The organism is Endozoicomonas sp. Mp262, from assembly GCF_025643335.1.
In the GTDB taxonomy this organism is placed as follows: Bacteria; Pseudomonadota; Gammaproteobacteria; order Pseudomonadales; family Endozoicomonadaceae; genus Endonucleibacter.
This window is the reverse complement of sequence record NZ_CP092489.1, coordinates 2681466-2707156: the sequence shown is the minus strand read 5'-3', so window position 1 is coordinate 2707156 and position 25691 is coordinate 2681466. Positions and strand designations below refer to the sequence as shown.

Sequence of the window (25691 nt, the reverse complement as noted above, 5' to 3'; positions counted from 1 at the left end):
ACGGTTTAGCTAAAGCTAATCCGGTACTCGAAATCAGCCCCCTTTAACTCCCCAAACGCTTCCAGTGCCATTCCCTGTTCAGCGGCAATAGCCAGGAAAGCCTCTTCAGCTTCAGGTTTGACACACACCAGCAGTCCGCCGCTGGTCTGGGGATCAAGGAGTGTTTTGATATCCCTTTCCGTCATCGGCGCTATTTGCTCACCGTAACTTTCATAGTTACGCTGACTTCCACCCGGTGCACAACCCAGTTCAAGATAGTGATCCACACCCTTCAATAGTGGCACCTTACTACGGTCAATGACTGCAGAAAGGCCACTGCCTTTGCAGACTTCCAGCAGATGCCCCAACAAACCAAAGCCGGTAACATCCGTCATGGCTGTGACACCTTCAAGCCTGGCAAAAGCAGCACCGGACTTATTCAGCTGGCACATGGTTTCCGTCACCAGTTTTTTATGCTCAGGCGTGCAATGACCTTTTTTAATAGCTGTGGTCAAAATACCAATACCTAGCGGCTTGGTCAGATACAGCCTGTCACCGGAACAGGCATCACTATTACGCCTGATATCCGAGTTTTTCACACGGCCATTTACTGACAGGCCAAAGATGGGTTCCGGTGCATCAATACTATGACCACCTGCCAGCGGCATTCCTGCATCACGGCAAGCATCACGGCCACCACGAAGCACCTCACGGGCCACTTCAGGAGCAACCACGTTAACAGGCCAGGCCAATACAGCCAGAGCCATCATCGGGGTTCCGCCCATGGCATAGACATCACTGATGGCATTGGCCGCAGCAATACGGCCAAAGTCGTAAGGATCATCAACAACAGGCATAAAAAAGTCAGTGGTACTGATCACCGATTCGCCATTGCCCATATCATAAACAGCGGCATCATCTGCGGTATCATTGCCTACCAGCAACGCAGGGTGATCCTGATTATCGGATATCCCCTCAAGAATCGTACCCAGGACCCTGGGTGAAATCTTGCATCCTCAGCCACCGCCATGGGAGTAACGGGTCAGCCTCACCTGCTCGGTGGTTTCATCAGGCCGTTCATTTATAGTACAACTATCCATCATTTTTGCAGTGCTCCCGGGTACTGGCTCAAGATAGATTCCAGACCTGTTAATAGCAGGTTATAGTCAATGAGCTGGAAATCCTCCAGTGTTTCAGCAGGGTATTGTCGCTCAATCTTATTGGATGTCATAGTGCGAAAGCGGTCAATGGCAGATTCAATCAATTCCAGTGATCGCATATCCAGTTCCCCCGTTTCGTCAGTTATGGCAACAGAGCGATAGGGGCTTTCACCGGGCTTTACACTGCCCGCCAGCGGATGAGTTAGCAGTCGGGCTCCCTCATGGACCTTGTTGCGCACTTGAAACAGTACCTGCTCATAGCTATCACAGGCATTTTGCTCAAAGGCCTTTAACTTCTTGGCAACTCTGGGATTGTTGCTGATAATGATTACTTTATTCTGCATTGCATTGTTACAGGGAGAAATATTCATAAAGTAAAAGCAGCCCTTAAGCTGCCTTTACATTCAATAATTATCCAGTCTCGTTCCCGGTGTCCAGAGAGTGCCGCAAAAGATGTTTTGATTCACCACAGAGGCACAGAGGACACAGAGTTTTCATACTCTTAAAGCAATAATAAACCTCTGTGCTCTCTGTGCCTCTGTGGTGAAAAGAAAGAGAGACAGCTCCCGTTTTTTCACGCTGAACCAAGTTTCGCAACACCCTCTCCTCGCCGGGAACGAGACTAAAAAAATGGCTATGCCGCTATAGCTTCTGCATCCGGTGTTTTCAGAACAATCCTTTCATTCTCATCCCGGCGAACCCAGCCATCCAACTCCATGCGATTAAGCAGGGGAATCATGTACTTCCGGCTAAGTCCAGTACGCTCTTTTACTTCAGGAATACTGAAACGATCCCCTATTTTACAGCCTTCCAGCACTTCACTGACAAGCTTATTATACAGCTCTGTCGTATAATAGATCTTGCCTTCAAAAGCCGTAATAAATCCTAGTCGGGCCAGATTGCGAAGTGATTTTTGCGCACCAGGAATCTTGGCCTTACCGGCCTCCAGTCCAGCACGGTCAGCTTCACGAATCAGATCCAATAAAGCACGGGCATCAGCCCCCAGATCATCTTCTGAGGCACCACCACCTGCCATCCAGGCATCCTTGCTCATACGTACCTTGCCTTCTGATTTAAGTGCCTGCAATAACTGTTCAAGCACTTCTGCCTCAACACTTAGTCGAGTACTCATTTCTGCAAGGGTCATGGCTGTTCCTTCCCCTTCTTTTTCCAGAAGATCAAGAATGCGGGTCAGGGTAGACTCATGGAAGGCTTTGCTTAATAACCAGCCCTCCATCAATAGATAGTTACTATCCCATTCATCTTTATTAAGGTCATGGGCAGGCGCATAGCCGTATAGATCCAGGCTTAATTTCACTTGATCTATCGGTTTGAGTTCTTCGGGCAAGGCGTCCAGCAAAGGATGCAGGCGCTTTCGCAAATGCATGGCAATATCGCCAGACCAAACCACCTGACCACTGTGAATAAGGTCACTGCCACCATGCCGGATCATAGCCAGGGACTGACTCCAGAAACAGGGTGCCGGAGCAGACAGCTTCAAACGAGCCAACCGGGTTCCGCGGATATGCACCAGTTGGGCAAGACCGTGCCAGGTGCCAATAGCGACCTCCACTTCACGGTTTTTTCTATTTTCATGGATGGCTTCAGGCTCTATATCCAATCGAACGAACAGTTGATCGGCCACTGAGCAGGCTGAATCCCTGGAGGTAATACAGTGCCCCCGCTCCAGCTCTTTCCGGCTGACGCCTTTCAGTCCCACCGCCACCCGGGAAACCGGAAACGCTTCATTAAGATTTTTATGGTAGGACTGTAATGTCCGAACCTGTACATCTTTTCCTGCCGGATAGAGTTTCAGCTTGTCTCCTATCTTCAGGCTGCCATCTGCCAAGCTGCCCGTAACCACTGTGCCAATGCCGTTTACTGTAAAGACCCGGTCAATGTAGAGATGACCACCATGGGTCAGCGGTTTTCTCTCAACCCCTTTTAACTGACGGCTGATCATTTTACGCAGGGCAGCAATATTTTCTCCTGTCAGGGCGGATACACAGATAGAGTCCGGAATTTCTCCAGTAATCTCCATGCAATTTTCCAGCGCCTCTTCCTCAACTAACGACAGGGTATCTGCATCAACGGCATCACATTTATTGATACAGAGAATAATATTGCGGATTCCCATGGCATGGGCCACATTCAGATGGTCTGTGGACATGGGCATCCAGCCTTCGTCTGCTGCAACCACCAGAAGCACCAGGTCAAGGCTCCAGACTCCGGCCACCATATTACGGATAAAACGCTCATGGCCCGGCACATCAATGACCCCGATGGTATTGCCCTCGTCATCATCAAAGTGGGCGAAACCAAGATCCAGGGTCATACCACAGGCTTCTTCATGGGCCCGTGCTGTAGTAATACCGGTCAGTGCTTTAATTAACGCCGTTTTACCATGGTCAACATGGCCTGCTGTACCGATGACAGCCCTCATTGTTTCTGTAGCCGGTTCATTCATGATTCAGGCTCTCGGGTAAAATAGTCCTTCAACTGAAGTTCCAGGCGGTTCATATCATGGGGGAGAATGGCAGCCATATTAAGCTGAACGGTGTTATTGCGAATGATCCCAATAATGGGCAGGGGCATACCCCTCAAATCCGCCAGCACTTTTTCAGCAGGTTTATCCGTTACTATTTCCAGTGCCCATGATGGGAAAAACTCGTCAGGTAATGTGCCACCCCCCACAACCATTTCAGCACCCACCAAACGAACACAATCACCTAATGCTGAAGCCAAACACTCAGCCCGTGAGCGAATAGCCTCGGGATGAGCTGCGGACTGCTCTGCAATACCTTGCCCTTCCGGCTCTTTATTGAGCTTTCTGACCAACAGCTCTTCCAGTAGTGAGTAAACAATCCGGCTTGGCCGGAATGCCCTCATCAGCGGGTTTTTCTCCAGTTTTTTTACCAGCTGTCTTTTTCCACAGACAATGCCCGCCTGGGGTCCACCCAGAATTTTATCCCCCGAGAAGCAGACAATATCTGCACCGGATTTAAGGTAAGAGGCAACCGGTGTTTCTTCTGCGGCAAACCGTTCAGTGGTCAGGCCAGAACCCTGATCCACCGCCAGCACCACATGGTCAGGCAACCTTCTGGCAACGTCCCGGATATCGGGTGATTGGGTAAAGCCACGAATAGCAAAGTTGGAACAGTGAACCATCAATACCATCGCGGTATTTTCTGTCACTGCCTCAATATAGTCGTCTGCTGTTGTAATATTCGTGGTGCCCACTTCAACCAGCTTAGCTCCGGACAACGCCAGGATATCGGGAATACGGAAACCGCCACCAATCTGAATCTGCTCGCCCCGGGATACAATCACCTCTTTACCTTTTGCCAGCTCATTCAGCATCAGGTAAATAGAAGAGGCGTTGTTATTCACCACCATGGCATCTTCAGCCCCTGTCAGGCGGCCTAACAAGCGGTCAACCAGTCCTTTCCTCTGGCCTCGCTTACCATCACTGAGCTTGATTTCAAGGTTACACTGCCCGGTATTCACATCGCTCACCGCTTCCCAGATAGCAGGATCGATGGGAGAGCGTCCAAGGTTTGTGTGAACAACAGTGCCGGTGGCGTTAATGACTTTATTATGGCGTTGCTGGATTAATGCCTGGCAGCGCGTTTGAATGTTTCGATAAATGGTACGATGGATTTCGGCCTTCTGCTCTTCCGGAGGCAGGTTACTTGCCCGGAATGCCTCACTACGTCGAATAGCAGACAGTGCTTCACGGATTACATCAGTAACCAGTGGTCGGCTCAGTTGACGGATGTAGGAGGCAAGGACAGGTTCCTGAAGCAGTTGCTCAACTTGCGGAAGGCGGACGATTCCCTTCGGGTTTGCACTCATGGCAGTTAACCCCGCGAACAGGCGTAAGGAATGAAATGAAAAAAGAAATTGGCGGAAGAGGCAGGAATCGAACCTGCCAAAGCTTTCTCAGCTTACATCGGTTTTGAAGACCGAGGGAGCCACCAGACCCCATCTGCTTCCGAAGAACGAGATGGATTATCACTATCGCACCCATGTATGCCTATAACGGTTTACCGCAATCTGGCTGATAAATACTCAAATATTGAGATGGATCAAAAAATAAATGTACTTATAGCTTAGGGGCTGTTGATGTTTTATCGCGTGCTCAGCCAAAGCCGGCGTTTTCGTTACTATGGAATCCACTTTCATCAAGCATATCAGAGGACAACAGAAAAAAGATATGCTGCCTGAAAAGATCATCGAGAAGGGCTTTAAGTAGTCATGAAAAACCAGGTAAGCAACAACTTTCAAATAACAAGCTCAGTTACAACTAAGATCCGGCCTGTTTTTCTCACACTCATCATGATTCTCTAAATATTTCAGATAATACACAATAACAGAGCCAGCATTTTGTTTTTCTAATAGCTGATTTCCACAAACCGCTACACGCTTATTATCAGGACTAAAGCAAACCTTATTAGGCCTTAATGCCAGTACATTCCGGCACCAGCACCCCTTTAACTTTCCCTTTTTTCTTGTTTTACACAACGAAAACCCTTTATCTACCTCATTAGTAAAAGCTGCAATACTCCCGTCATAGTTAAGGGATGCAGACAAAACCAAGGAGGGTGTGGAAAACTTCAACACCTTTTTCATATAATCTTCAGCCTCAAGCTTCCATAGTGTGAATATCCCAACATTAGGATATAGACCTTCATTAAAATTTTCATCCACACTAGTAACCAGAAGCCTCCTGCCATTTCCACTTATGCTAACAGAGCAAACATCTCCTCCATGCTCAAATGTTCGACTAGGCTGCAAGAACTTAAGTTCAACTAAGTCTTCATTATCACTGACTTTGAAACCGACCTCAAAACCAATAAAGTCTGGTGGTATATTACGCAACGGCCAAACTTTAACAGTTTTACCCGCACAGGAAATTAGCTCAGTGCTGTTAGGACAGAAAGCAAGATTTCTAATCACCTCCTCCCCATGCTTAAACAATAAAGGAGGCTTTTCTCTTTGCCATTCACATACTTCAAGGAGTCCGCTCGAATATCCAATAGCTATTCTTTCTCCTCCACGGCTAAAAGCAGCAGATGAAAAAACGCAGTCTGTGTTTTTAGGTCTCTCCCTTTCGTAGACGGCCTTTGCCTTTCCCATTCGCCAAACTTTTACAAACTGCAAACTATGTGAAAATACATGAATTCCATCAAAATCAAAAGCAACAGTATCAACCGGACTACCATGCTCAAAGGAAAAAATAGGCTCATCCTTCCCCAACCCCCAAACCCTGACCCAACCATCCTGAGAACCCGAAACTATCAGTGTTCCCACGCTACCGATTGCCACACAGCGAACCTCATCAGAATGAGGCAAAATATAAGTCACCGAAAAAACCGCATCACTGTACACCAAAAAATAAAAATAAATAAAGTAAAGCCAACAGCGTGATAGCAGCATACCAAGATACCCCTGATACCTTCTCTATCGTTCAGGATAGCTGACTTAATACACTTGCCATAAGGCGAGTCTTCTCCAATATGAAATGAGCCTAAAGGAGAACACGGTTTCCAATATGGAATGAGCCCGATTTATACGATTTATAGAGCGATTTATAGGACAATGATTTATAGCAATTTATAGAATTTATAGGACACCCACCAATTTGACTAACCAACCAAAGAGTCTACTTTCTATTCAGTGCGTGTGATTTCAAACTGAGGAGAAAACCATGACTCGGGCGCGCAGGCAATTGGTGGATTTGGGTAGTATGCCGTACTACCACTGTATGGCATGGTGTGTCCGGCGGGCATTTCTATGTGGGGAAGATCACCTGACAGGGAAAAGCTTTGAGCACCGTAAAGCCTGGGTGGTGGATCGACTCAAGGTGCTGACAGGTGTCTTTACTATTGAAGTGCGCCTATGCGGTGATGTTCAATCACTACCATGTGGTGCTGTTTGTGAATGAGGCGGCGGGTAAAGCGTTGACAATCCGTGAGGTGGTGCTTGAACGCTGGACGCATTTGTTTGCAGGGCCTGTGCTGGTTCAACGTTACCTGGCAGGGGACAAGCTGAGCAAGGCAGAATATCAGCGGGTGGAGCAGTTTGCTGATGATTATCGCAGCCGCCTGCTGGATATTGGCTGGTTTATGCGTTGCCTGAATGAACATCTAGCTCGGGATTATTTATCGGACACCCACCAATTTTTCACTTTCACCCAACAGGGTCGGCGTTCTCAGTATTGATTTCGAAGCTCAATACTAAGCCTGTACCTTCCCCTGTCAACAACTAACCATTGCCATTATGGCAATCGCCCATAACCCAGGGTTCCGGCGGTTCGCTAAACCTTACCGGATGAAGGGTTTGCACCTTCAATTTCTTACCGATTTATCTCGATGCACTAGATGTCTAATTGATGTTTTTTATTATTGAACTACATTACTGAACAGTCGGGAGCTCTTCCGCCAGATGTAAGAAAAGGCTGATACTCAAAACCAGTTACTGTTTTTGGGTTGAAATTAGATAGAACCTCTGTCAAATCTTCCATTCCTTTCATTTCTTCAATAGTATTTCTTGACAGTGCTGGATCTACAAGGATCACCTCTCTCACCCCATCACAAATACTTCCTTCATCTTTATTTATTCTTAATAAAACAGTAATATTTCTTAGGTAAATCTCCATTGCATTTAATTTTCCATCTTCCTTTATCGCACTAATCAACCTTGAGCTAAAACCAAAATTTGGTAATTTTACACTCTTTGGTACAGAATGCTGTAATACCCTAAGTAGTGTATAGATTGCTTTCGAATAATTTAACCATCCAGTCGGACAGTATTAGAAAATGAGATCATATACTCCTCTCCAAATGAAAAAAGCACCCGTTCAACTTCTTTTTCAAATTCCGCAAAGCTCTTGATTGACAAGAGGTTGAGCCATTCATACTTTATTTTCCTCCACAGGATTTCAATCAGGTTGAGCTCAGGTGAATATGTTGGCAGAAAGCAGACCAGCAATTTCTTTTCAATCATCCAGTCATCAATTCTGGCACAAAACTTTTTGCTGGTGTGAATGCTGGCATTATCCACCATAACTACCGTGTAACGATCATTTGAGCTGTATTTTTCATCTGCCATTTTCTCTGCAAAGTCATCAAAGGCCGCAATCACCGTATCGCTATTCACTGAACCCACAACAGGATAATGAAATAGCTCACAGCTTCGGTTCATAAACCCCAGTACGTTGATGCGTTTACTTTTGACTGATGGTATTCTGAGCTGCTTTCCTTTTTCCTGCCAACCGTATGGCACACAAGGTTCCTGGGTAAAGCCGGACTCATCAAAATAAAATAAATTGATTAACCCTTTGCTCTCGGCTTCCTGGGCATCTTTCAGAGCAGTTTTACAGTCATGGAATTGCTCTTCGTCCCGTTTATGTTTGCATGATTTACGGAGTCTTTTGTAAACCAGCCCTGCTTTTTTACAATGTTTGCCAGAGTAATTTTTGATGAAGATTTACCGGTTTCATCCTCGATCTTGGATTTGACATACGATAAGCGACGAGGCTCTTCAGCCACTAATTCTTTTATGCGTTGCACTTCGGATTCGTCATATATGCACGGCCTACCGCCACCATGCCCCTTGTACAAGGCACGAATACCATATTCTTCCCAATCATCAATCCACTGAGAAGCAGTTTGATATCTAATTTCAAGTATTTCGGCAATTTGCTCAAGGGTAAAGCCACGATTGCTCAATAAAAGGCTATGGGCTCTTTCCCTTATACATCTCAGAGGTCCGTAGTGTTTGGCGAATTTCAAAGTTAATAAAACAGCTTCATCAGTGATTGTAGTGACGTACTTCATAGGGAGAGGGATTTAAAGACCAGTACTCTCTTTATAATAGAGTAAATGTATCATTCAATAGCTATCTGATCGTTAGATCAAGAAGTAGATTTCTCGTACTGGCCGAACATCCAGTTTATTTGAAACCAAACTATGACCTACTTATTCGCAAGCTCCTCATTTTCCTGAATAAACTTTATTGCTGCAAATGGATCACGGCGCATAATATTTAATGCTTCATCTAAAGAGTTTTCGGAGCTGGTATCAACTTTTGTTAATTTTTCAAAGTCCATATCAATATTTTCTTTTGATATTACATCATCTGATCTCCTAATATCTATTACTTGAACTCCAGATTCATGCTGCACATTAACTGACTCCACACCAGAAAAGCTGAAAGCTGAAAAAAATAAAGTTGAATATACTACGATGAGAAGTAAAACTATTTTTTTAAACATATTTTTATTCCTCTAGATCATATTAATTGGAAATGTTTTTCACCGATAAAGCTATAGCATAATTAAGATAGCTTGGAATGGACTTTTTTCAATGCAATTATTAAAAAAATAGGGATCTAGTTTAGAGGAAACTGATAGTTTAGTGACTAATAAGTTAATGTTTCTTCTTTTCACTCAGTTGAAGCAATTTCAAACTAAGGAGAAAACCATAACCCGAGCGGCTTCTTTTCTAAATTCAAGCCATGTCAAAGGGTATATGCTTGAAATATGCCTACCTTTGACTACACCTGTATAGGTCAGGCATATACAAAAACCAAATGTATTTATAGAAAAATGCTACTATTTCAGAAGATGGTTCTGGTGCAACCAAGCGTTAAAGGCACTAGCATACCTAAAGCCATAGGCATGGTACTTCCACCCGCTTCTGATATCGATTTTAATCTGACCATATGCATGCTTTTTACACCCTTTGAGAAGCTGCCTGAGAATTACGATGTTTTTTTCAAAAATGAAAAAGCGGAAAATCCTCAAAATACTTTGTTGGATTTTCCCGGTCACCTATTTACTCTCACCTGACTCACCCGCAATAATCGTCATTTCCAATTCCCAGGAACTGGGATTGAGAACATCTGCAAAATCACTATCCACTCAGTTAGGAACAGGCCTTATTGCTTCTGACAGAGGCTTCCAGAAAGAAATTAATGCTGATTTTGTTTTAATGGGAGAACGGGGTAATACAGGTGAAATATTGATTGCAGTTATTGATGGTGTTGGGAATGAAGGCTTTATACCTGCAAAACTGTTAGCTGATCGTCTACAGAAAGACAATGATTGTTTAGTTACAACTCTAGAACAGGTTCATGATAAAATATCCTCTACGGACTCTGGAGCCTGTTTAAGCTTAGTGCTGGTTCATAAACAACTAAAAAAAGTATCCCCCTGCTATAACAGAAAAGTCTGGGACTGGGCCAGCAATCGGGCGCTGCAAAAAAATGAAGTGTTTGTCAGCATTATTCAGGCTGGTGATACCCAGGCCTTGATCTATGATCCCTTTGACCTATGGGGAGATCGAATTACCTTTGACACCGCATGCCCTCCGGAACAGATGAGCATGGTAGAACAGTCTGTACTGAAACATAGTATCACTGACATCAAAAAAGCAGAAAAACTTAACCAGTTATTGCTTGGCACTGATCAACCGGATAGTCCTTTTAGTCAACCTAAAATAAATATCGGAACTTATCTCTGGGCAATGGGTAAGTTACAACAATCGAAAAAGCAATCAACCCTTTTTAACCAGGCTATAGATCAGTTCTGCAAAATACCCGTAAAATCACATACCACACACACTTTACGCCGGGACATTGTCTGGGACTGTATCGGAAATCCAGAATGCAAATTCCGATATTATCTAAACTACCCCATTAAAGAGGGGAGTTTTATAATGCTACATACCGATGGTATTGGCGATCAATTTACCTCTCTTGAATACGCCCGTATTCTTACTCGGCTCAAAGAACAGGGCCGACTTGCAGTAAATGAGATATTCCATAAGCTCTCCTACCTTTCTGACCTGCAGAGCAATGTATTTAGACAAAATGCCATTCTTGAACATGAACTGCCCTATGTCGTAAACACTTACTTTAATCCGATACGTCCTTATTCTATCCATGTCCGAATCCCAAACTTAAAAACCTCTTTAGAAGCCTGGCGAGCAGCTGAAGGGACAATATATGGCTTAGCACCCCATTATTCAAAAACAGCTCAGGACTTTATTATGCCCAAAAAAAATGATAACAGGGGAATAGCTTTATTCCAGTTAAACTTACTGTAGTCTATCGATACCCCCGCTTCATTTCTTCTTCTGTAGGCATTGGTTTTGGCTGGGGAGCATAATACTTTATGCATTCCACAATTCCCATATTACCACATACTGTGGCAGGAACAGCCGCCACTGCATTTACGGCTATTTCTCCTGCTTCTCCCACTTTCCGGGCAAGCCAGTTTGCATTTTGAAGCCATTGCTGATTGCACCTTTCAAAGCTTACACCTTCACCACAAGCCTGATTCCATACTAGATTATTAATAGACTCCTGGTTTTTATAATAAAGGGCTGCTCCGCCACTACCTATTCCCAAAGCCGCTAATACTTTGGCATAATATTTAAGTGTCCCCTGAACATTCTGACTTTTAAATGAGTCAGGATATCTTTTACTCTCCTCTGCTCTATATTGTTTTAGCTGACGACCAATATTCCTTCTGGCTTTTTCATGCGGATCGTTTCCAAAGGGCGTCCTGGGAATATCTTCATTATCTGAAAACTCATCCAGATTACCTAAATAATCTGCCCCTCCGGTGGGATGACCGCTTCCACCGGCTACAGCTGCCCGGAGCTGGAGAGAATCTCCAATTTCACGATTAAGACGGCTTTCCAGATGGTTTCTACTACTTATGCGCGCACCTTCAAACTCATCGTCTGAAAATTCACCACTATCAACCCTGGAATTAGCTGAAAATTGGTCACGGAGTCCTGTTGAAATGAGTGGCTGCACATGACCAGGGGTTCTGAACAAGTGGATAGGATTCAAATTACCCCTATATTGTTCAATAAAATCATGTAAATCTCTATTTAAATCCACCTGATATGCAGACATCTGCCTGGCTTCAATATGCCATCCCATAAAAATATTATTATCAAACTGGGGATTGATATATAAAATCCTTAATTCAGAATCTTGATTAATATCATATAAAAAAACAGGCAATCTATATCTATATGCAATCAACAAGACCACTGCGAAAAAATGATTACCCCCAGCCTGATCAGTTAGAATACTTTCTCTGTAATTATTAATATCCCTTTCTCTAATCTGGATGTATTCATTAAATTCCTGCTCAATTCTATTCAAATTTCCATCAAATTCATTCCAATACCCTTGACTTATAATTTCGTTTAATGCAGTCACCACTTCTCCTCGCACCCTTGTCGATAGATCTGTACGCCCCCTCACAGTAAAATTTTGTCGACGTGAACTTGAATGACCGTGATTAGCATATAGCTCAGCTACAGTGCCAGGTAACCGATTATTCAGAACATATGCAATAGATGAGTATACACCGTTAGCATGATGATTAACATCAGAGGTAGACTCTCTTACCTCAAGCCCGAGATTTTTAAAAAATTTTGATAATGAATCATTATTACCGTAGCCTGTATTAAACAAAATACCGCCCAGCAAAAAAAATAGTATTTGAATTAATTTATTTCTCATAATTGACACTTCTTTCATTTATTTTTATTAAAGACAGAAAGAAAAGCACATTAGTTCAAACAAAACAAAAATTGACAGTAAAAAAAACAAATTATCAGTCATTCTAACATAATAATTGTCATCAAAGGTCACTCAATCTGAGTATATTAGGAGCTATTGATGCCTTATAGCAGGTATTTTTTCATTTCCCCAAACAATTGAATAATCTAATAAGCAGAAAGAAAATTTAACGAAAAAGGCAGGGATTGAACCTGCCAAAAGTCTTCCAAGTCAATATCAGTATTGCGCTCGGTGCAAATCGCCAACCCGCCCCATTACACCATACGGGCACCTTTGGCTGCAGCAGAAGATTTAGAATTGATATACATGATTATGATCATTCCCAGGCCAAGGAGCTGCCACAGATATTTTCCATCGCTTGCTCCTGCCAGAGTTTGACTGAAAAGCATAATACTGGTTACCAGCAATGATGCGGAAGCAGCTGCTTTCAAAAAGCGGTGATTCGCGCCCTGCATGAACTCACCCTTTAACAGGGAAGCTATTACCAAAATAAAAGGAAGACACTGTAAGACAATCAGTACCGGAAATAAAATATCAAATAGCGGACTTAAAAAAATGTGACCAACCTGGCTTTTATCCCAGGTACCTACAATATAAGATTTCCAGCCTACCCAGGTATCTCCCTGATAGGCAGTTTCCGGAGTTAAAATACCTAAAAAAACCCCACAAAGCTTATCGATAAAACCATTCTTAAACCAAAAAACACCCAAAAAAATATGCAGAGGTATAATTTGCAAGTCAATTTTTTTAATTAGTTCTTTCACGGTGGCAGCCTTACTTTTGTTTTACACAATCTACAGAGCAAACCTGTTGCAACTTTTTTATATAGAGGTGACGCTTGCAGGTAAAGGGAGATAAATAAAGTGCTTGGCGGAAGAGGCAGGAATCGAACCTGCCAAAGCTTTCTCAGCTTACATCGGTTTTGAAGACCGAGGGAGCCACCAGACCCCATCTGCTTCCGAAGAATATCCCAATTATTATGGTTATCCATGGATTCAACCATAGTGGTTTACCGAAACATTGACGTTTATTTAGCTAGATTACTCCGAATGAGTAAATACAAAAACTACCGTTTAGTTATCGTTATTATCAGCAAGGGTTGATACCATGATTTCAGAGGCTGTTATGATCTTTTGCAAACTGTGAAAGCAACAAGAACGATTATGGGCAGCCTCTTAGTATAACCCTCAACCAAGAGGAATAACTGTGCTAAGACAAGCAGGGACATTTATTGCGTCAATATTACTCTCAGGCACCTCAATGGTCTATGCCATCATGGATCCCCAGCCAACCGCTTTTCAACAATGTATAGGTGATATCGAACAGCAAGCATTGGCAGAAGGTGTATCCAAAAGAACCATCAATGAAGCCCTGAGTCCAGTCAAGCTGATTCCACGCACCATTGAGCTGGATCGAAGACAGCCTGAGTTTAATGAAACACTGGGCAACTACCTTGATAAACGAATCAGTGACTTTCGTATTGAGCAAGGACGGAGACTAATCAAGGAATACAAACCTCTACTGGACAAGCTGACCAAAGAGTACGGCATTCCTCAGCATGTCCTTGTTGCCTTTTGGGGACTGGAAACCAACTACGGCGCTTACCTGGGTAAATTTCCGGTGCTGGATACCCTTGCCACCCTTGCCTGTGACCACCGCCGTTCCGGTTATTTCACCAAAGAAATCATTGCAGCTCTAAAGCTGATGGAAAAACATAATATTGATCCCGAGCAGATGCTGGGATCATGGGCAGGAGCCATGGGTCAAACCCAGTTTATGCCTTCAGCCTATCTCCGTTATGGCATAGACGGCGAAAATAATGGCCGGGTCAATCTTTGGAAAAGTATCCCCGATGCCCTGACCTCCGCTGCCAACTTTCTGAATCAGCTGGGTTGGCAACGCAACTGGAAGTGGGGACGGGAAGTAAAGTTACCTGAAAACTTCAATTACCTTAGCGCGGGCTTAAGCCATAAAAAGTCATTGGAAGAATGGAATAAACTCGGTGTCACCACCGTTTACGACAGCCCAGTTCCTCCTGCTGACATTGAAGCCGAGCTAATTATACCCGCTGGCTATAAAGGTCCTGCTTTCCTGCTTTATGATAACTTCCATGTGATTATGGACTGGAATCGCTCTGTTTATTATGCACTGGCTGTGGGTCACCTCGCTGACCGAATTAATGGTTCACCCGCCTTTCACCAGCAACCTCCGGCGAACCAACCCCGCCTGAATACAGTGCAAATCAGGGAACTTCAGGAAAAGCTGAATGAGCTGGGTTTTGAAAGTGGTAAACCGGATGGCATCCTGGGGCCTGCCACTCGCAAAGCTATTCGGGACTACCAGGAAGAGCAAGAGATGGTTGCTGATGGCTACCCCAGAAAAACCGTATTTGATGCCCTGGATATTGCTTTGGGAGAGAGTAGCCAATAGTACAACACCCCTTTCATCCCTTCTCATTCTCAGGTTTCTGAGCGGATTACAAAAAGACGTTTTGGAACCACGAAACCCTTCGTGGTTCCAAAAAAAAACAGGCTATTGTGCTAAACCAAAACTCGTTTGAAAACCGGATATTCCTGACTTGTTCATCAAGCGAAGCGATTACTAAAGCGCGCCCATCACAGCTCTATCAAATTGCGGTTATCTAACTGGGCGCGGTTTAGACGCTTTGCGGCAGCCTCTTCTCCCCTTTCTTCATAAAACGTTAGGGTCAATAACCATATGACAATCTAACTGATAATCGTTATTATTTGCACTCTATTTACATATATCACTATACAGGTTAGTTAATGTCCAGGGTTGTACGCTTTCCAAAGACGGGATTACTACCTCTCACTCTCGCCATCACCTCCGTTCTATCTGCTACCGCCTATGCCGCTGAGCAGGTTGAACAACCTTATCAATTAGACAAAGTCGTGGTGACTGCCTCTAATACTGAGCACCTGGAAGCCACAGCACCTGCTTCCATCACTGTGGTTACGGGTGATGAAATCAGGGAAAAGTCTGGCGGGGATATTGTTGAAGCCCTTAGAAAAACCCCTGGCGTACAGTTAACCCAAGGTGGAATCGGCGGTCGTCCAACCATTAGCATGCGAGGCCTACCTGGACAAAACGGCAAATACACCGTCATGATGGTTGACGGACGTCGTATTAATGCCTCTGAAACCCTGTTCCGTGCCAATGACCTGGATATCTCCACCATACCCGTGGACAGTATCGAACGTGTCGAAATTGTTCGTGGTCCTATGTCCTCACTCTATGGTGCCGATGCCCTGGGCGGTGTTATTAACATTATCACCAAGCCGGGGGCTGAAAAGTGGAGTGGGCGCCTGAGCTATGATTATTACACCATCGAAGGCAATGACGGCGGTGATGACCATCTTGGCAGTCTTTATCTAAGCGGTCCTTTAATAAAGGATAAGCTGAAAATGACACTGAATGCAGATATTCGTGATCGTAGTGCCTGGACCCCCCTGGAAGGAAACGAGGCACAATTCACAAAGCTGGAAGATAAAGATGTTAAAAATCTAAGCAGTGTTTTTGACTGGCAAATTAATGAACAACAAAGCCTGGCATTCGACCTGGCCAAGAACAGCGATAAACGAAAGGCTATATACGGTGTTGGTGCGGCAGACCAGAAAATCGATCGTGAGACCTATGCACTGACCCATAAAGGCAAATGGGGCTGGGGCAACAGTCAACTTAGGGCCTATGTCGAAAAATCCGATGTCTGGGATGACATTAAAAGTAACAAACCCGGGCTAAATATGGAAAATGGTGATATTCATCAGACCAACCAAACCCTGGATGGCCATATTAATACCGAGTTTGGCGACCATCTGCTGACCACTGGTGCCGAGTTCACCAAAACAGAACTGGAAAACTCAAGAAACCTGAGTAACGGTGGCAAGGCAGAAGTCACCAAAAAAGCCATCTTTGCCCAGGATGAGTGGTTTATTAATGACAGTTGGACAGCGACCCTTGGCGGTCGTCTGGACAATCACAGTGAGTTTGGCAGCCATTTCAGTCCTCGGGGGTATCTGGTTTACAGCGCAACAGATGCTTTGACTTTGAAAGGCGGTGTAGGCACAGCCTATAAAGCACCCAGAATTTCAGAAATGGATCCAAACTATAACATTGTTAGCTGTGGCGGCGATTGTAAGATCTATGGCAACCCGGACCTGAAACCGGAAACATCTGTCAGTTACGAACTCTCTGCAATTTACGAGCAGCCCTTATGGGATGTCAGTGCCACTGTTTTCCAGACAGACATTAAGGACATGATCACCACCCTGACAACCAATAAGCCATACCCCAAGGATCGAACCTGGACTAACCTGAATGAAGCCCAAATCAAAGGTGTTGAGTTAACAGGTCGTAGACAGTTAACGGATACCGTTAACATTTCTGCCAACTATGCTTACAGCGACTCCAGAGATAAAAGCAATGGCAGCAATAAGCTGCTGACAGACACCCCTCGTCAAACATTCAATGTTAATGTGGATTGGCAGGCTATGGCTAACCTGAACACCTTTGTATCCTATAAATACACTGGCGACCAGGAGGCAGGCTTTAGCCGTAACGATCTACCCGGCTATAGCACCATTGACCTGGGCCTGAACTACAAGTACAGCAAGTCCCTGTCCTTCCGCACCGGCGTCACTAACATTGGTGACACCCGTCTGAACGAAAAGGACAGCAACTTCAGCTATATGGAACGTGGTCGTACTTACTACGTAGGCGCAACGGCCAGCTTCTAAGGAAATAACCACAAAGACACCAAGGCACAGAGCCCCCAGTACGTCATACTCTCGTTCCCAGCGTCCCCGCTGGGAATGCATACGAATATCTCTAACTTTTACGGCTTGGAGAGGTATGCATTCCCAGGCTGGAGCCTGGGAACGAGGATAGACAACAAACTCCGTTCAAAAAATCTCTGTGCCTTTGTGGTAAAACCCATCCCTACAGCACCAAAGGCCCACAATGAACTTTTATAATAAAGTCGCCCTGATCACCGGTGCCGCCCAAGGCATAGGTAAAACCGTTGCAGAATCCCTGGCAAAAAAAGGGGCAACGGTGGCTTTACTAGATATTAATACCGAAGCACTTGAAACCTTAGAATCTGAACTACTTACTGCCGGGTACAAGGCTTCGATTTATACCGTTGATATTGGCAATAGCCATCAGGTAAACGAAGCGATAACCTGTATCGAAAGCCAGCTTGGACCCATTGATATGCTGGTTAATGTTGCCGCTATTCTTCGTATGGGCAACCTCACCGAACTCAGCGATAACGACTGGAATGCAACCCTGACCACCAATACCACCGGGTTTTTCAATACCTGCCGGGTCATTGGTAAATTAATGAAGGAAAGACGTCAGGGTGTCATTGTTAATGTCAGTTCCAATGCTGCCAAAACACCCCGTACCGGTATGGGGGCCTATGCTGCCTCTAAAGCGGCGATATCCCAGCTAACCCGCTGTCTCGGCCTGGAACTGGCTGAGTACGGTATTCGCTGCAACCTGGTATCACCGGGTTCTACCGATACACCCATGCAACGAATTTTATGGACCGATGACACGATGCCAGAGCAAATTCTGAAGGGAAGTCCTGAAAGCTATCGCTTGGGAATACCATTGCAGAAAATTGCCACACCTCAGGATATCGCCAATACCATTCTATTTTTGCTATCAGACGACGCTGGGCATATTACCATGGAAGAAATCACAGTGGATGGTGGAGCAACCTTAGGTGTTTAATGACCATATTCTTACTGCCAAGGAAGGCAGGCTTTTAACCTCAACTTCAGTATTAACTGATAACCTCCCGTATGCATTCCCGGCAAGGAGAGGTTGTCGCGAAAGTCATAGTTTCTCCTTCTCATGCTCTAAATGAGAATTAACCCTCTTGATATACAAGGGCTGTAGAGACGAGTTTTTCATACTGATATATGAAAAGCGGCTTTCGCGACACCCTCAAGACGCCGGGAACGAGGAAGCACATAAAGAGCACAAAGGCTGTTCCTGTAAAGCTTAGTGCCCTTCGTGTGCTTCGTGGTTTAAAAAATCAGGCAACCATGGATCTTGCCATAGGCACCACTACCGGCGCTCCATCAGCCGGTGCTTTTAAAACATCAGCATCCACATCATATAGCTGACGAACCAGCTCAGATGTCACAATATCTGAAGGTTTTCCCTGAGCCACCAGTTTACCGTCTCTCATGGCAATCAGAATATCGGCATAACGGGCCGCCGCAATCAGATCATGTAATACAATCACAAAAGATCGACCGGTTTTTGCCAGCTCCCGAACCAGACTTAATACCTCAGTCTGGTGTCCCATATCCAGCATACTGGTAGGCTCATCCAGCAGCACTAGCGGCGTTTCCTGAGCCAGTACAGTAGCCAGCCAGCACCGTTGCTGCTGACCTCCGGACAGCTGACTCAGCTTTCTGGCAGCCAGATGCTCCATCCCTGTTGCTACCAGAGCTTGCCGTACAGCTTGCTCGTCCGCATCCGTCCATTGCCAAAATAACCCCTGATGAGGATGGCGGCCATACTGCACCAGCCCTCTAACAGTAATACCCTCGGGTGCTATGGGCGACTGCGGCAAAAGGGCAATATGCTTTGCTGCCACTGCCGGTTTCATATTCCATACCCGTTTGCCATCAACCGCAGCCTCACCACTGTCCGGTTTATGCAGGCGAGCAAGGGTTCGCAGCAATGTGGACTTGCCACAACCATTGGGCCCGACAATCACCGCCACCTTTCCGGCAGGAACCTCCAGGCTGATGTCATGAACCGCTACAAAATCCGGATAGCTGACCCTGAGTTTATCAACAGACAATCGCACTACGTCGTTTACCTCTACATTTATTTCATTGATCTGTTAGGGGCTGTTGACGTTTGCTCGTGTGCTCAGCCAAAACCAGCGGTTTCGTGGCTAGACGCAGTAGCGCAGGAAGACTCACGTCTTTCAAGCTACTGCAACGACGGCACGGAAGCGCTGGTTTTGGCCCTTCGGGTGGCTCGTAAAGCGGCTTTCCGACTGCGTTGGACTGGCTTGACGTAGAATAACTATGCCTGCACCAGTCCGCCCAGTGTGCCCCATTGGGTATTGCGGAAAACCGCTTTACGAGCCACTGAGCTCACGATCAAACGTCAACAGCCCCTAACAACAACCAAAGCAGGAAAGGCCCACCCAGGATACTGCTGATAACACCGGCGGGTATTTCCACAGGAGCGGTAAGCGTTCTTCCCAGAGTGTCTGCCAATACCACTAACAGTCCACCCAGTAGCGCGGAATTAAATACAGGCACTGTAGCTGGACCGGAGAATCGGGATGCCAGCACAGGTGCGGCTATAGCAATAAAACTGATTGGCCCTGCAATGCCAACCGCCAGTCCGGCCAACGCCACAGCCATAATCAGTACACCATATTGAACAGGCTTTACAGCTAGCCCAAGGGGCTTAGCCATGGCTTCATCAAAGCGCAGCAACGACAACTGCCGTCCCATACCCAACACCATAGGCAATATCACCGCCATACCAATAGCTACAGGCAAGGCAACGCTATAGCCACGACCAGTCAGGCTACCCACACTCCATGCATAAGTTGCACCCGCATGCTGAGGAGGTATTTGGGACAGCCCCAGCTCGGTAACAGCCCGAATCAAATGCGTCAGGGCAAGTCCCACCATAATAATCCGGTATCCTCTGGCACCCATTCCGCCAGACAGAAGTAGCAGCAGGGAAACAGCAATAACAGAACCCAATGGTGCCAGCCACCAGGGACCCATCATGCCAAGGGTACTGCCCAGCAAACTGATCAAAATCATTGCCGTAGCGCCCTCATTGACGCCTAAGACATCCGGCGTTGCCAGACGATTTCCGGATAATGTCTGCATAAGGCATCCGGAGCATGCCAACGCTGCGCCGGCCAATAATCCGGCCAGAATTCTTGGCAACCGGATTTCCTGAACCAGCAAAATAACCCCCCGGCTACCCTGCCCCGACAACGCCTGCAACACCTCCGAAACACTTAGCCAGGTAGTGCCCATTACCAATGACACAATTACTGCAGCAGCCAATGCCATGAACAGTATCAGGGTAACCAGCAACGGCCGCGTGGGAAACAGCAGTGATACACGTCCACCCACCAGCTTTAACCAAAGTGCCTGCCCACCACGATACTGTAATAACTGAATATTTTTATTATCCGGTTTATGGCAAGTTGAGGTTATATCATTCATCACTTACCGTCCTGAAGAGATCATTAACCGGTTACTGCGGACTATCCAGATCAGCAAAGGCGCACCAATTAACGCCAGCATAACACTGACAGGTGTTTCATAAGGACGGATAACCATTCGGGATAACACATCAGCTCCCAGCAGAATCAACGCTCCCAGTAAGGCTGAAAGCACTAACTGCCAGCCTATAGAAGCGCCCGCTAAGGAACGGGCTATAAAAGGTGCCAGCAAACCAAGAAAACCAATGGGCCCAGCCAGAGCTACGGCAGTGCCTGCAAATAAAGTGACAGTGACAGTCACCGCAAAGCGAATTAACCCCGGGCGGTGACCTAACGCCTTGGCAAAATCATCCCCCAGCATCAGGGCCGAAAGCGGCCTTGCCAAAAAGGCACAGATACCACACCCAATAATCAGTGCTGGCAGTAACTGCACAGCCATTGACGTAGAAATGCCAGAAAGGGAGCCCAGTATCCAGAAACGGTATTGATCGTAGCTAACTTCATTGCTTAACAGAATAAATGACGTTAACCCGTGGCAGGTGGCACCAATAGCAATACCTGCCAGCACCAGCTTAACGGGTGAACCACCCACATCACCTTTATTGGCAATCATTAAAATCAGGCCATTGCCCACTAAAGCACCAAGAAAGGCCCAAATCAGGTAAGCCTGACCAGACTCTGCTCCTGCCCAGGTAATACCAATAACAACGCCCAAAGCCGCCCCGGCATTAACCCCTAATAATCCGGGTTCAGCCAGCGGGTTACGGGTAATGTTCTGCATCAGGGCACCGGCCAACCCCAATGCCCCCCCCACCATTAACCCTGCCAGGGTTCTTGGTAAACGCAGGGAGGTCATAATGGTTTCCAGGTTAGCATCAGCCAGAGCTTCTGGCTGTCTTGCCAACCAGGCAAAGCTGTCAGCCACTGATGTATAACCGGCCCCGGTAACCAGCGATGCCAGGCCAAGCAATGCAAGGACAACCAGTAACAGACTGACCATGGCTGGTAAGCGGCTATCTCCCCCAAGACTTAAAGCCGTCATCAGGAATCAGCCTTACTGTCTTTATTAGCCATGGCTGACTCAATATCATCCAGCACAGCCATGGCTGCCTGAGGCCCACCCAGACTGGTCCAAAGGGAACCATCCACCGCTATCATCCGGTTGTGTTTTACGGCATTTAACTGTCTGAATACCGGTGTTGTTTTTGCTGTCTCAAAAGCATCAACTGCATCACCAGCAGGATTTAGAGTGCCAATAAACAGCCAGTCACCATCAATCTGGTTGAGCGCTTCAAGACTCAGGGAGTGGGAGTGTCCAATACCGTCCTGATGCTGAATCTTCGGACGCTCAAGCTCCAGATCCTTTAAAACCAGACTTGAGAAAGACTGACTTAACATATAGCCAGGCCCTTGAGGAATCCAGCGAACCACACTGACTTCTGAATCTCTCTGCTCACCAAGATGACTTTTGACGTCTATTACCCGCTGCTGATAGCGATTCATAAAGTGCTCAGCCTGATTTTCCTTACCCAACACTTCAGCAACCGTTTTAAAGGCCTCTTTCCAGCTATCACCAGACTGGTAAGTCACCACTGTCGGCGCCACCTTGCGCAGCTGCTCCAGCAACATAGGGTCAGTTACTGCCCCAATCATGATTAGGTCAGGAGATAATGCAATCAGCCGGTCAAGGTTAGGACGTCCCAGTGGACCCACCAGCTCTATGTTATCCCCCTGATCATCCAGGTATCGCGGCACACCTTTCTGGCCTCTGCCTGAGGTTGATCCTACCGGCGTGATGCCCAAGGCCAGAGCAGCATCAAGATCCAGTTCACTAAGGGTCACCACCCGTTCAGGATACTCCGGTACAGCCATCTTAAAACCCGTTACATCGGTTATTTCCCTGGTTGGAACTTCACTCGCACTATCAATGCCATTGGGCTGACAGGCAGTCAGTAGCACCATACTAAAGGCTACCAACATAGTGCCCAGACCTCGCTGATGGCCAGACAGCTTTAAACGACGGCAAGCAGCCATAAGCAATGTATTCATTGATAGACGACCCAAAATCCACTTAACCAAAACCAGGAATGCTATTGTAAATGATAACCGTTATCAATGACATAGCGCAGGACATCTGAAAATATGTGGGCATCATTTTGTGCTCATTATGTGATATACAGCATTCTCCAGAACCCAATTCCCAGGCCTGAAATATTTAAAAGTAACTTGCCAAATGACCAACTCCGACTAGCCTTAAACTGATTGAAAGTTTGTACCGTGACAGGAGAAGCAATTCTTTCAACTCAATTGATCAAGTTCATAACGATTCATTTCTAATGCCTATTATTTTATTTCTCATATAGCAGGAATTTTTTACATCACTTTCAAAGTTCTATTACCACACCATATCTCTTATTTTCAAAAATTTACTCCGTTGGAGGGTCTTCAGCTATGAAATATTTAATAAATGGTATGGTGATGCTTATTTTCTTTTTATCCAAATCACTATTAGCCGTTTGCCCTGACCCAAACTGCGGGGTAATTATTGAGCATACAAAAGATACCGGAAAGCATAAATCTGAATGCCGCCTTTTACTTCAGCACCAACAATTATCAGACAAGTTATGCCATATAAGAGAACCTGAACCTGAAAAGCTCCCCATGTCATTAGAGTCTATTAATAGCATCAGAAAGGAAGGCACATTACATCAAAACAGTGGTAGAATCGAACCTCTTAACTTAATACCTATTTTTCAACCTGAAGAAATAGATTTCCTTCTCAGGTTAGCGGCTCAAGCTCTACCAATAACTGAAACTGACTTTAAACTAACGGTACCTTCTGGGACATTAACTGATAGTGTCTCTATTGTCAGATTATACTTAACTAAACCCATTGCCTCAAAGCAAGATCACCATCAGGAATATGGTAAATTTCTGGCCCTCACGGCAATTTGCTGTTTAATGATTATTAGTGAAGCTGAAGTAGCAGAAGATCTTTCCCCAAAAGCTCAAGAACTATCCACAGCAATTAATATTTTATGGAATATAGCTTGGCCCGAAGACAATGATGCCCCTCCCGATAAACCTGAAACAATAGAATCAGACCGGGCTGGTCATCACGAAACAAGGGAATCCATAGAAAAATATTTCAAGGATAGATTATCTGAAATAAATAAATGCAAAGAGTTCCATATCGATCCAAAGTCCCCTCCCTCTCCTGATGATTTACTACGAACTTATCTGGATCATGATGAAACGGACACTGCCAATGGAGTTCTCAAGTTGACAAAAGAGATTTCACCCACTGATAGTAACGACAGTTCTGGAACACTGCTTCAAAAAGCTGTAGATGAAATATCAACGACGGTATTCATAAAGTGCTTTCATAAGCATAAGCAGTGTTTTCTTGTAAGCCGCGATTTCTACCTTCAAGCACCCTTCCCCTTTCCTGAAAATCAGCTTATGCCCATTGTAGACAGTATCTTGGAAGTACGGAGAAGACAAAGAAATATCCAGTCATTTAATCGGTCTTTGAGCCAACACGACCAAAGACCAGAAAACACCAGGCATTCTCAAAAAAATCAACATCAACCAGTAGAACCCCGAATAGTTTTCCCATGGCATAGGGCATTAATGCCTATCTCTGCTATCCTTTGTTCCGCAGGTCATGCCATATGGCGAAAAGAAGTCAAACCATATCACTTTATAATACCTGTTCTTACAATAGCGGGCGAGCTGGCCAGACTCTCCCTGGAACCTGGGTCGACCCAACCAAAACGTCAAACTCATAGAAAACCTGCAAGCACGACCGCTTCCACAAAGTCTTCATTAGAGGCTAAAGAATAATCCTTAAGTATCAATATTATCCATAATTTCGTGCCTTTCCTGGTGATATGCCTCTTCAGTAAAGCAGGAACGCCAGTAAGGCACCGCATAGAACTGATGTCGCTCCAACTTAAGCTCAGTCCTGAGATATTTACGGATGGATAATACCGAGCTGTTTTCACCGGCAACCCAGGCAAAAGCCGAACCTGAAGGCCAGTCTAATGCTGTTACTGCATTTATAAGCTGATGGCTCTTTATAGGATCTTTTTCTTCCCTGATAAGCCAGCTCACTTCCACACCCGCTGGATGTTGAATAGTCTGAATCTCATCACTATTAGGAACCTCAATAAACACCTGACCAGCAGCTGACTCCGGCATTATTTCCAGCAGGGCACTTATAGCGGGTATTGCGGTCATATCACCTGCCATCAGATACCACTCTGCCTCCCCCAGCATCGGCTTGGGTCCGCCCGGCCCGGCCACACCAACAAAATCGCCGGGCTGCACCCTGGATACCCAGGCGGATGCCGGACCATTGTCGCCATGAAGAACAAAGTCCACATCCAGTTCATTTAGCATCACATCAAAACGTCGGACACTATAGGTTCGGGCAATAGGCCTGACATCTGCTGGCGGCCAGATCGGACCTTTAGGGCCAAGAGTTGGCAGCACAGGCTTGTCCTGTCCTTCACGGGGCAGCAGTATTTTTATATGGGCACCATGGCTGTCTTCAGGAAACCCTTTCAACATATCCCCGGTTAAAGTGATACGCCTCATACCAGGGGTCACTAACTGAGTACGCACTACTTCCAGCATCATGGGAGGTCGACGAACTGACTTTGCAGATGATGTAGCCAAAGTTTCTCCTT

24 protein-coding genes and 2 tRNA genes are annotated in these 25691 nt (G+C 45.6%); 8 read left to right on the top strand and 18 right to left on the bottom strand.

Annotation, left to right across the window (positions count from 1 at the left end; all coding sequences use genetic code 11):
- Positions 1-5: 5 nt before the first annotated feature.
- From selD to MJ595_RS11945, 6 genes are all read right to left on the bottom strand, one after another.
- Entirely contained in the window at positions 6-1079 is a 1074-nt protein-coding gene (gene selD, locus MJ595_RS11970; protein WP_263322500.1) for a selenide, water dikinase SelD, read from the bottom strand.
- The gene (locus tag MJ595_RS11965; protein ID WP_263078113.1) at positions 1079-1510 is read right to left on the bottom strand and encodes a GrdX family protein; all 432 of its coding nucleotides are present in this window, start codon (positions 1508-1510) and stop codon (positions 1079-1081) included. Before MJ595_RS11965 ends, selD begins: the two co-directional genes overlap by 1 nt.
- A 263-nt stretch (positions 1511-1773) precedes the next feature.
- Positions 1774-3606 (bottom strand): selenocysteine-specific translation elongation factor, encoded by a 1833-nt coding sequence (selB, locus tag MJ595_RS11960; protein WP_263078112.1) that lies wholly within the window; start codon positions 3604-3606, stop codon positions 1774-1776.
- Positions 3603-4994 carry an L-seryl-tRNA(Sec) selenium transferase gene (gene selA, locus MJ595_RS11955; RefSeq protein WP_263078111.1) on the bottom strand — a complete coding sequence of 464 codons (1392 nt, stop codon included), beginning with the start codon at positions 4992-4994 and terminating at the stop codon, positions 3603-3605. Before selA ends, selB begins: the two co-directional genes overlap by 4 nt.
- 49 nt (positions 4995-5043) lie before the next feature.
- Positions 5044-5135: transfer RNA gene (locus tag MJ595_RS11950), tRNA-Sec, on the bottom strand.
- Positions 5136-5435: 300 nt separating this feature from the next.
- Positions 5436-6578, bottom strand: coding sequence for a hypothetical protein (locus MJ595_RS11945; RefSeq protein WP_263078109.1), 1143 nt, complete (start codon positions 6576-6578; stop codon positions 5436-5438).
- 271 nt (positions 6579-6849) lie between these two features.
- Here MJ595_RS11945 and MJ595_RS11940 point away from each other — a divergent pair, with 271 nt between their 5' ends.
- On the top strand, positions 6850-7086 hold the full coding sequence (locus MJ595_RS11940; RefSeq protein WP_263078107.1) for a Type I secretion system protein TolC: 237 nt from the start codon (positions 6850-6852) through the stop codon (positions 7084-7086).
- Positions 7016-7363 (top strand): hypothetical protein, encoded by a 348-nt coding sequence (locus MJ595_RS11935; protein WP_263078106.1) that lies wholly within the window; start codon positions 7016-7018, stop codon positions 7361-7363. Before MJ595_RS11940 ends, MJ595_RS11935 begins: the two co-directional genes overlap by 71 nt.
- Before the next feature lie 188 nt (positions 7364-7551).
- On the opposite strand, the gene MJ595_RS11930 is transcribed toward MJ595_RS11935, so the two are convergent.
- The 4 genes from MJ595_RS11930 to MJ595_RS11915 form a co-directional block, all read right to left on the bottom strand.
- Positions 7552-7839 carry a hypothetical protein gene (locus tag MJ595_RS11930; RefSeq protein WP_263078105.1) on the bottom strand — a complete coding sequence of 96 codons (288 nt, stop codon included), beginning with the start codon at positions 7837-7839 and terminating at the stop codon, positions 7552-7554.
- A gap of 92 nt (positions 7840-7931) precedes the next feature.
- The gene (locus tag MJ595_RS11925) at positions 7932-8585 is read right to left on the bottom strand and encodes an IS630 family transposase (protein WP_263322427.1); all 654 of its coding nucleotides are present in this window, start codon (positions 8583-8585) and stop codon (positions 7932-7934) included.
- Positions 8507-8980 (bottom strand): helix-turn-helix domain-containing protein, encoded by a 474-nt coding sequence (locus tag MJ595_RS11920; protein ID WP_263078037.1) that lies wholly within the window; start codon positions 8978-8980, stop codon positions 8507-8509. Before MJ595_RS11920 ends, MJ595_RS11925 begins: the two co-directional genes overlap by 79 nt.
- 137 nt (positions 8981-9117) lie before the next feature.
- Positions 9118-9417, bottom strand: coding sequence for a hypothetical protein (locus MJ595_RS11915; RefSeq protein ID WP_263078104.1), 300 nt, complete (start codon positions 9415-9417; stop codon positions 9118-9120).
- A 267-nt stretch (positions 9418-9684) separates the two neighbouring features.
- Between MJ595_RS11915 and MJ595_RS11910 the strand changes: the two genes are divergently transcribed.
- Entirely contained in the window at positions 9685-9993 is a 309-nt protein-coding gene (locus tag MJ595_RS11910) for a hypothetical protein (RefSeq protein ID WP_263078103.1), read from the top strand.
- 43 nt (positions 9994-10036) lie between these two features.
- The gene (locus tag MJ595_RS11905) at positions 10037-11251 is read left to right on the top strand and encodes a hypothetical protein (protein WP_263078101.1); all 1215 of its coding nucleotides are present in this window, start codon (positions 10037-10039) and stop codon (positions 11249-11251) included.
- A 1-nt stretch (position 11252) separates the two neighbouring features.
- Here MJ595_RS11905 and MJ595_RS11900 read toward each other — a convergent pair whose 3' ends face one another.
- The 3 genes from MJ595_RS11900 to MJ595_RS11890 all read right to left on the bottom strand — a co-directional run bounded on the left by MJ595_RS11900 (position 11253) and on the right by MJ595_RS11890 (position 13709).
- Positions 11253-12689, bottom strand: coding sequence for a hypothetical protein (locus tag MJ595_RS11900; RefSeq protein WP_263078100.1), 1437 nt, complete (start codon positions 12687-12689; stop codon positions 11253-11255).
- Positions 12690-13003: 314 nt separating this feature from the next.
- On the bottom strand, positions 13004-13513 hold the full coding sequence (locus MJ595_RS11895) for a hypothetical protein (protein WP_263078099.1): 510 nt from the start codon (positions 13511-13513) through the stop codon (positions 13004-13006).
- Between the two features lie 104 nt (positions 13514-13617).
- Positions 13618-13709, bottom strand: a tRNA-Sec gene (locus MJ595_RS11890).
- A gap of 246 nt (positions 13710-13955) precedes the next feature.
- Between MJ595_RS11890 and MJ595_RS11885 the strand changes: the two genes are divergently transcribed.
- The 3 genes from MJ595_RS11885 to MJ595_RS11875 all read left to right on the top strand — a co-directional run bounded on the left by MJ595_RS11885 (position 13956) and on the right by MJ595_RS11875 (position 18506).
- Entirely contained in the window at positions 13956-15179 is a 1224-nt protein-coding gene (locus tag MJ595_RS11885; RefSeq protein ID WP_263078098.1) for a lytic murein transglycosylase, read from the top strand.
- Between the two features lie 356 nt (positions 15180-15535).
- On the top strand, positions 15536-17506 hold the full coding sequence (locus MJ595_RS11880; protein ID WP_263078096.1) for a TonB-dependent receptor: 1971 nt from the start codon (positions 15536-15538) through the stop codon (positions 17504-17506).
- A 223-nt stretch (positions 17507-17729) separates the two neighbouring features.
- Entirely contained in the window at positions 17730-18506 is a 777-nt protein-coding gene (locus tag MJ595_RS11875) for a 2,3-dihydro-2,3-dihydroxybenzoate dehydrogenase (RefSeq protein WP_263078095.1), read from the top strand.
- 307 nt (positions 18507-18813) lie between these two features.
- Here the strand turns inward: MJ595_RS11875 and MJ595_RS11870 are convergent, their stop codons facing one another.
- The 4 genes from MJ595_RS11870 to MJ595_RS11855 all read right to left on the bottom strand — a co-directional run bounded on the left by MJ595_RS11870 (position 18814) and on the right by MJ595_RS11855 (position 23061).
- Positions 18814-19593, bottom strand: coding sequence for an ABC transporter ATP-binding protein (locus MJ595_RS11870; RefSeq protein WP_263078094.1), 780 nt, complete (start codon positions 19591-19593; stop codon positions 18814-18816).
- Between the two features lie 307 nt (positions 19594-19900).
- On the bottom strand, positions 19901-20998 hold the full coding sequence (locus MJ595_RS11865; protein ID WP_263078092.1) for an iron ABC transporter permease: 1098 nt from the start codon (positions 20996-20998) through the stop codon (positions 19901-19903).
- 3 nt (positions 20999-21001) lie between these two features.
- Positions 21002-22039, bottom strand: a complete 1038-nt coding sequence (locus tag MJ595_RS11860; protein WP_263078091.1) for an iron ABC transporter permease — start codon at positions 22037-22039, stop codon at positions 21002-21004.
- A complete protein-coding gene (locus tag MJ595_RS11855) occupies positions 22039-23061 on the bottom strand; it encodes an iron-siderophore ABC transporter substrate-binding protein (protein ID WP_263078090.1) in 1023 nt (340 codons plus the stop codon). Before MJ595_RS11855 ends, MJ595_RS11860 begins: the two co-directional genes overlap by 1 nt.
- A 387-nt stretch (positions 23062-23448) precedes the next feature.
- Here MJ595_RS11855 and MJ595_RS11850 point away from each other — a divergent pair, with 387 nt between their 5' ends.
- The gene (locus tag MJ595_RS11850) at positions 23449-24843 is read left to right on the top strand and encodes a hypothetical protein (protein ID WP_263078088.1); all 1395 of its coding nucleotides are present in this window, start codon (positions 23449-23451) and stop codon (positions 24841-24843) included.
- A 3-nt stretch (positions 24844-24846) separates the two neighbouring features.
- Here MJ595_RS11850 and MJ595_RS11845 read toward each other — a convergent pair whose 3' ends face one another.
- Positions 24847-25680, bottom strand: a complete 834-nt coding sequence (locus MJ595_RS11845) for a siderophore-interacting protein (protein ID WP_263078087.1) — start codon at positions 25678-25680, stop codon at positions 24847-24849.
- Positions 25681-25691 lie beyond the last annotated feature (11 nt).

Bases quoted from the DNA above. Each gene is read 5' to 3' on its own strand.
- MJ595_RS11850 (WP_263078088.1), top strand. From the start codon at position 23,449: ATGAAATATTTAATAAATGGTATGGTGATGCTTATTTTCTTTTTATCC.
- MJ595_RS11875 (WP_263078095.1), top strand. From the start codon at position 17,730: ATGAACTTTTATAATAAAGTCGCCCTGATCACCGGTGCCGCCCAAGGC.
- MJ595_RS11900 (WP_263078100.1), bottom strand. From the start codon at position 12,689: ATGAGAAATAAATTAATTCAAATACTATTTTTTTTGCTGGGCGGTATT.
- MJ595_RS11940 (WP_263078107.1), top strand. From the start codon at position 6,850: ATGACTCGGGCGCGCAGGCAATTGGTGGATTTGGGTAGTATGCCGTAC.
- selB (WP_263078112.1), bottom strand. From the start codon at position 3,606: ATGAATGAACCGGCTACAGAAACAATGAGGGCTGTCATCGGTACAGCA.
- MJ595_RS11945 (WP_263078109.1), bottom strand. From the start codon at position 6,578: ATGCTGCTATCACGCTGTTGGCTTTACTTTATTTATTTTTATTTTTTG.
- selA (WP_263078111.1), bottom strand. From the start codon at position 4,994: ATGAGTGCAAACCCGAAGGGAATCGTCCGCCTTCCGCAAGTTGAGCAA.
- MJ595_RS11920 (WP_263078037.1), bottom strand. From the start codon at position 8,980: ATGAAGTACGTCACTACAATCACTGATGAAGCTGTTTTATTAACTTTG.
- MJ595_RS11865 (WP_263078092.1), bottom strand. From the start codon at position 20,998: ATGAATGATATAACCTCAACTTGCCATAAACCGGATAATAAAAATATT.
- MJ595_RS11965 (WP_263078113.1), bottom strand. From the start codon at position 1,510: ATGAATATTTCTCCCTGTAACAATGCAATGCAGAATAAAGTAATCATT.
- MJ595_RS11860 (WP_263078091.1), bottom strand. From the start codon at position 22,039: ATGACGGCTTTAAGTCTTGGGGGAGATAGCCGCTTACCAGCCATGGTC.
- MJ595_RS11880 (WP_263078096.1), top strand. From the start codon at position 15,536: ATGTCCAGGGTTGTACGCTTTCCAAAGACGGGATTACTACCTCTCACT.
- MJ595_RS11915 (WP_263078104.1), bottom strand. From the start codon at position 9,417: ATGTTTAAAAAAATAGTTTTACTTCTCATCGTAGTATATTCAACTTTA.
- MJ595_RS11910 (WP_263078103.1), top strand. From the start codon at position 9,685: ATGCCTACCTTTGACTACACCTGTATAGGTCAGGCATATACAAAAACC.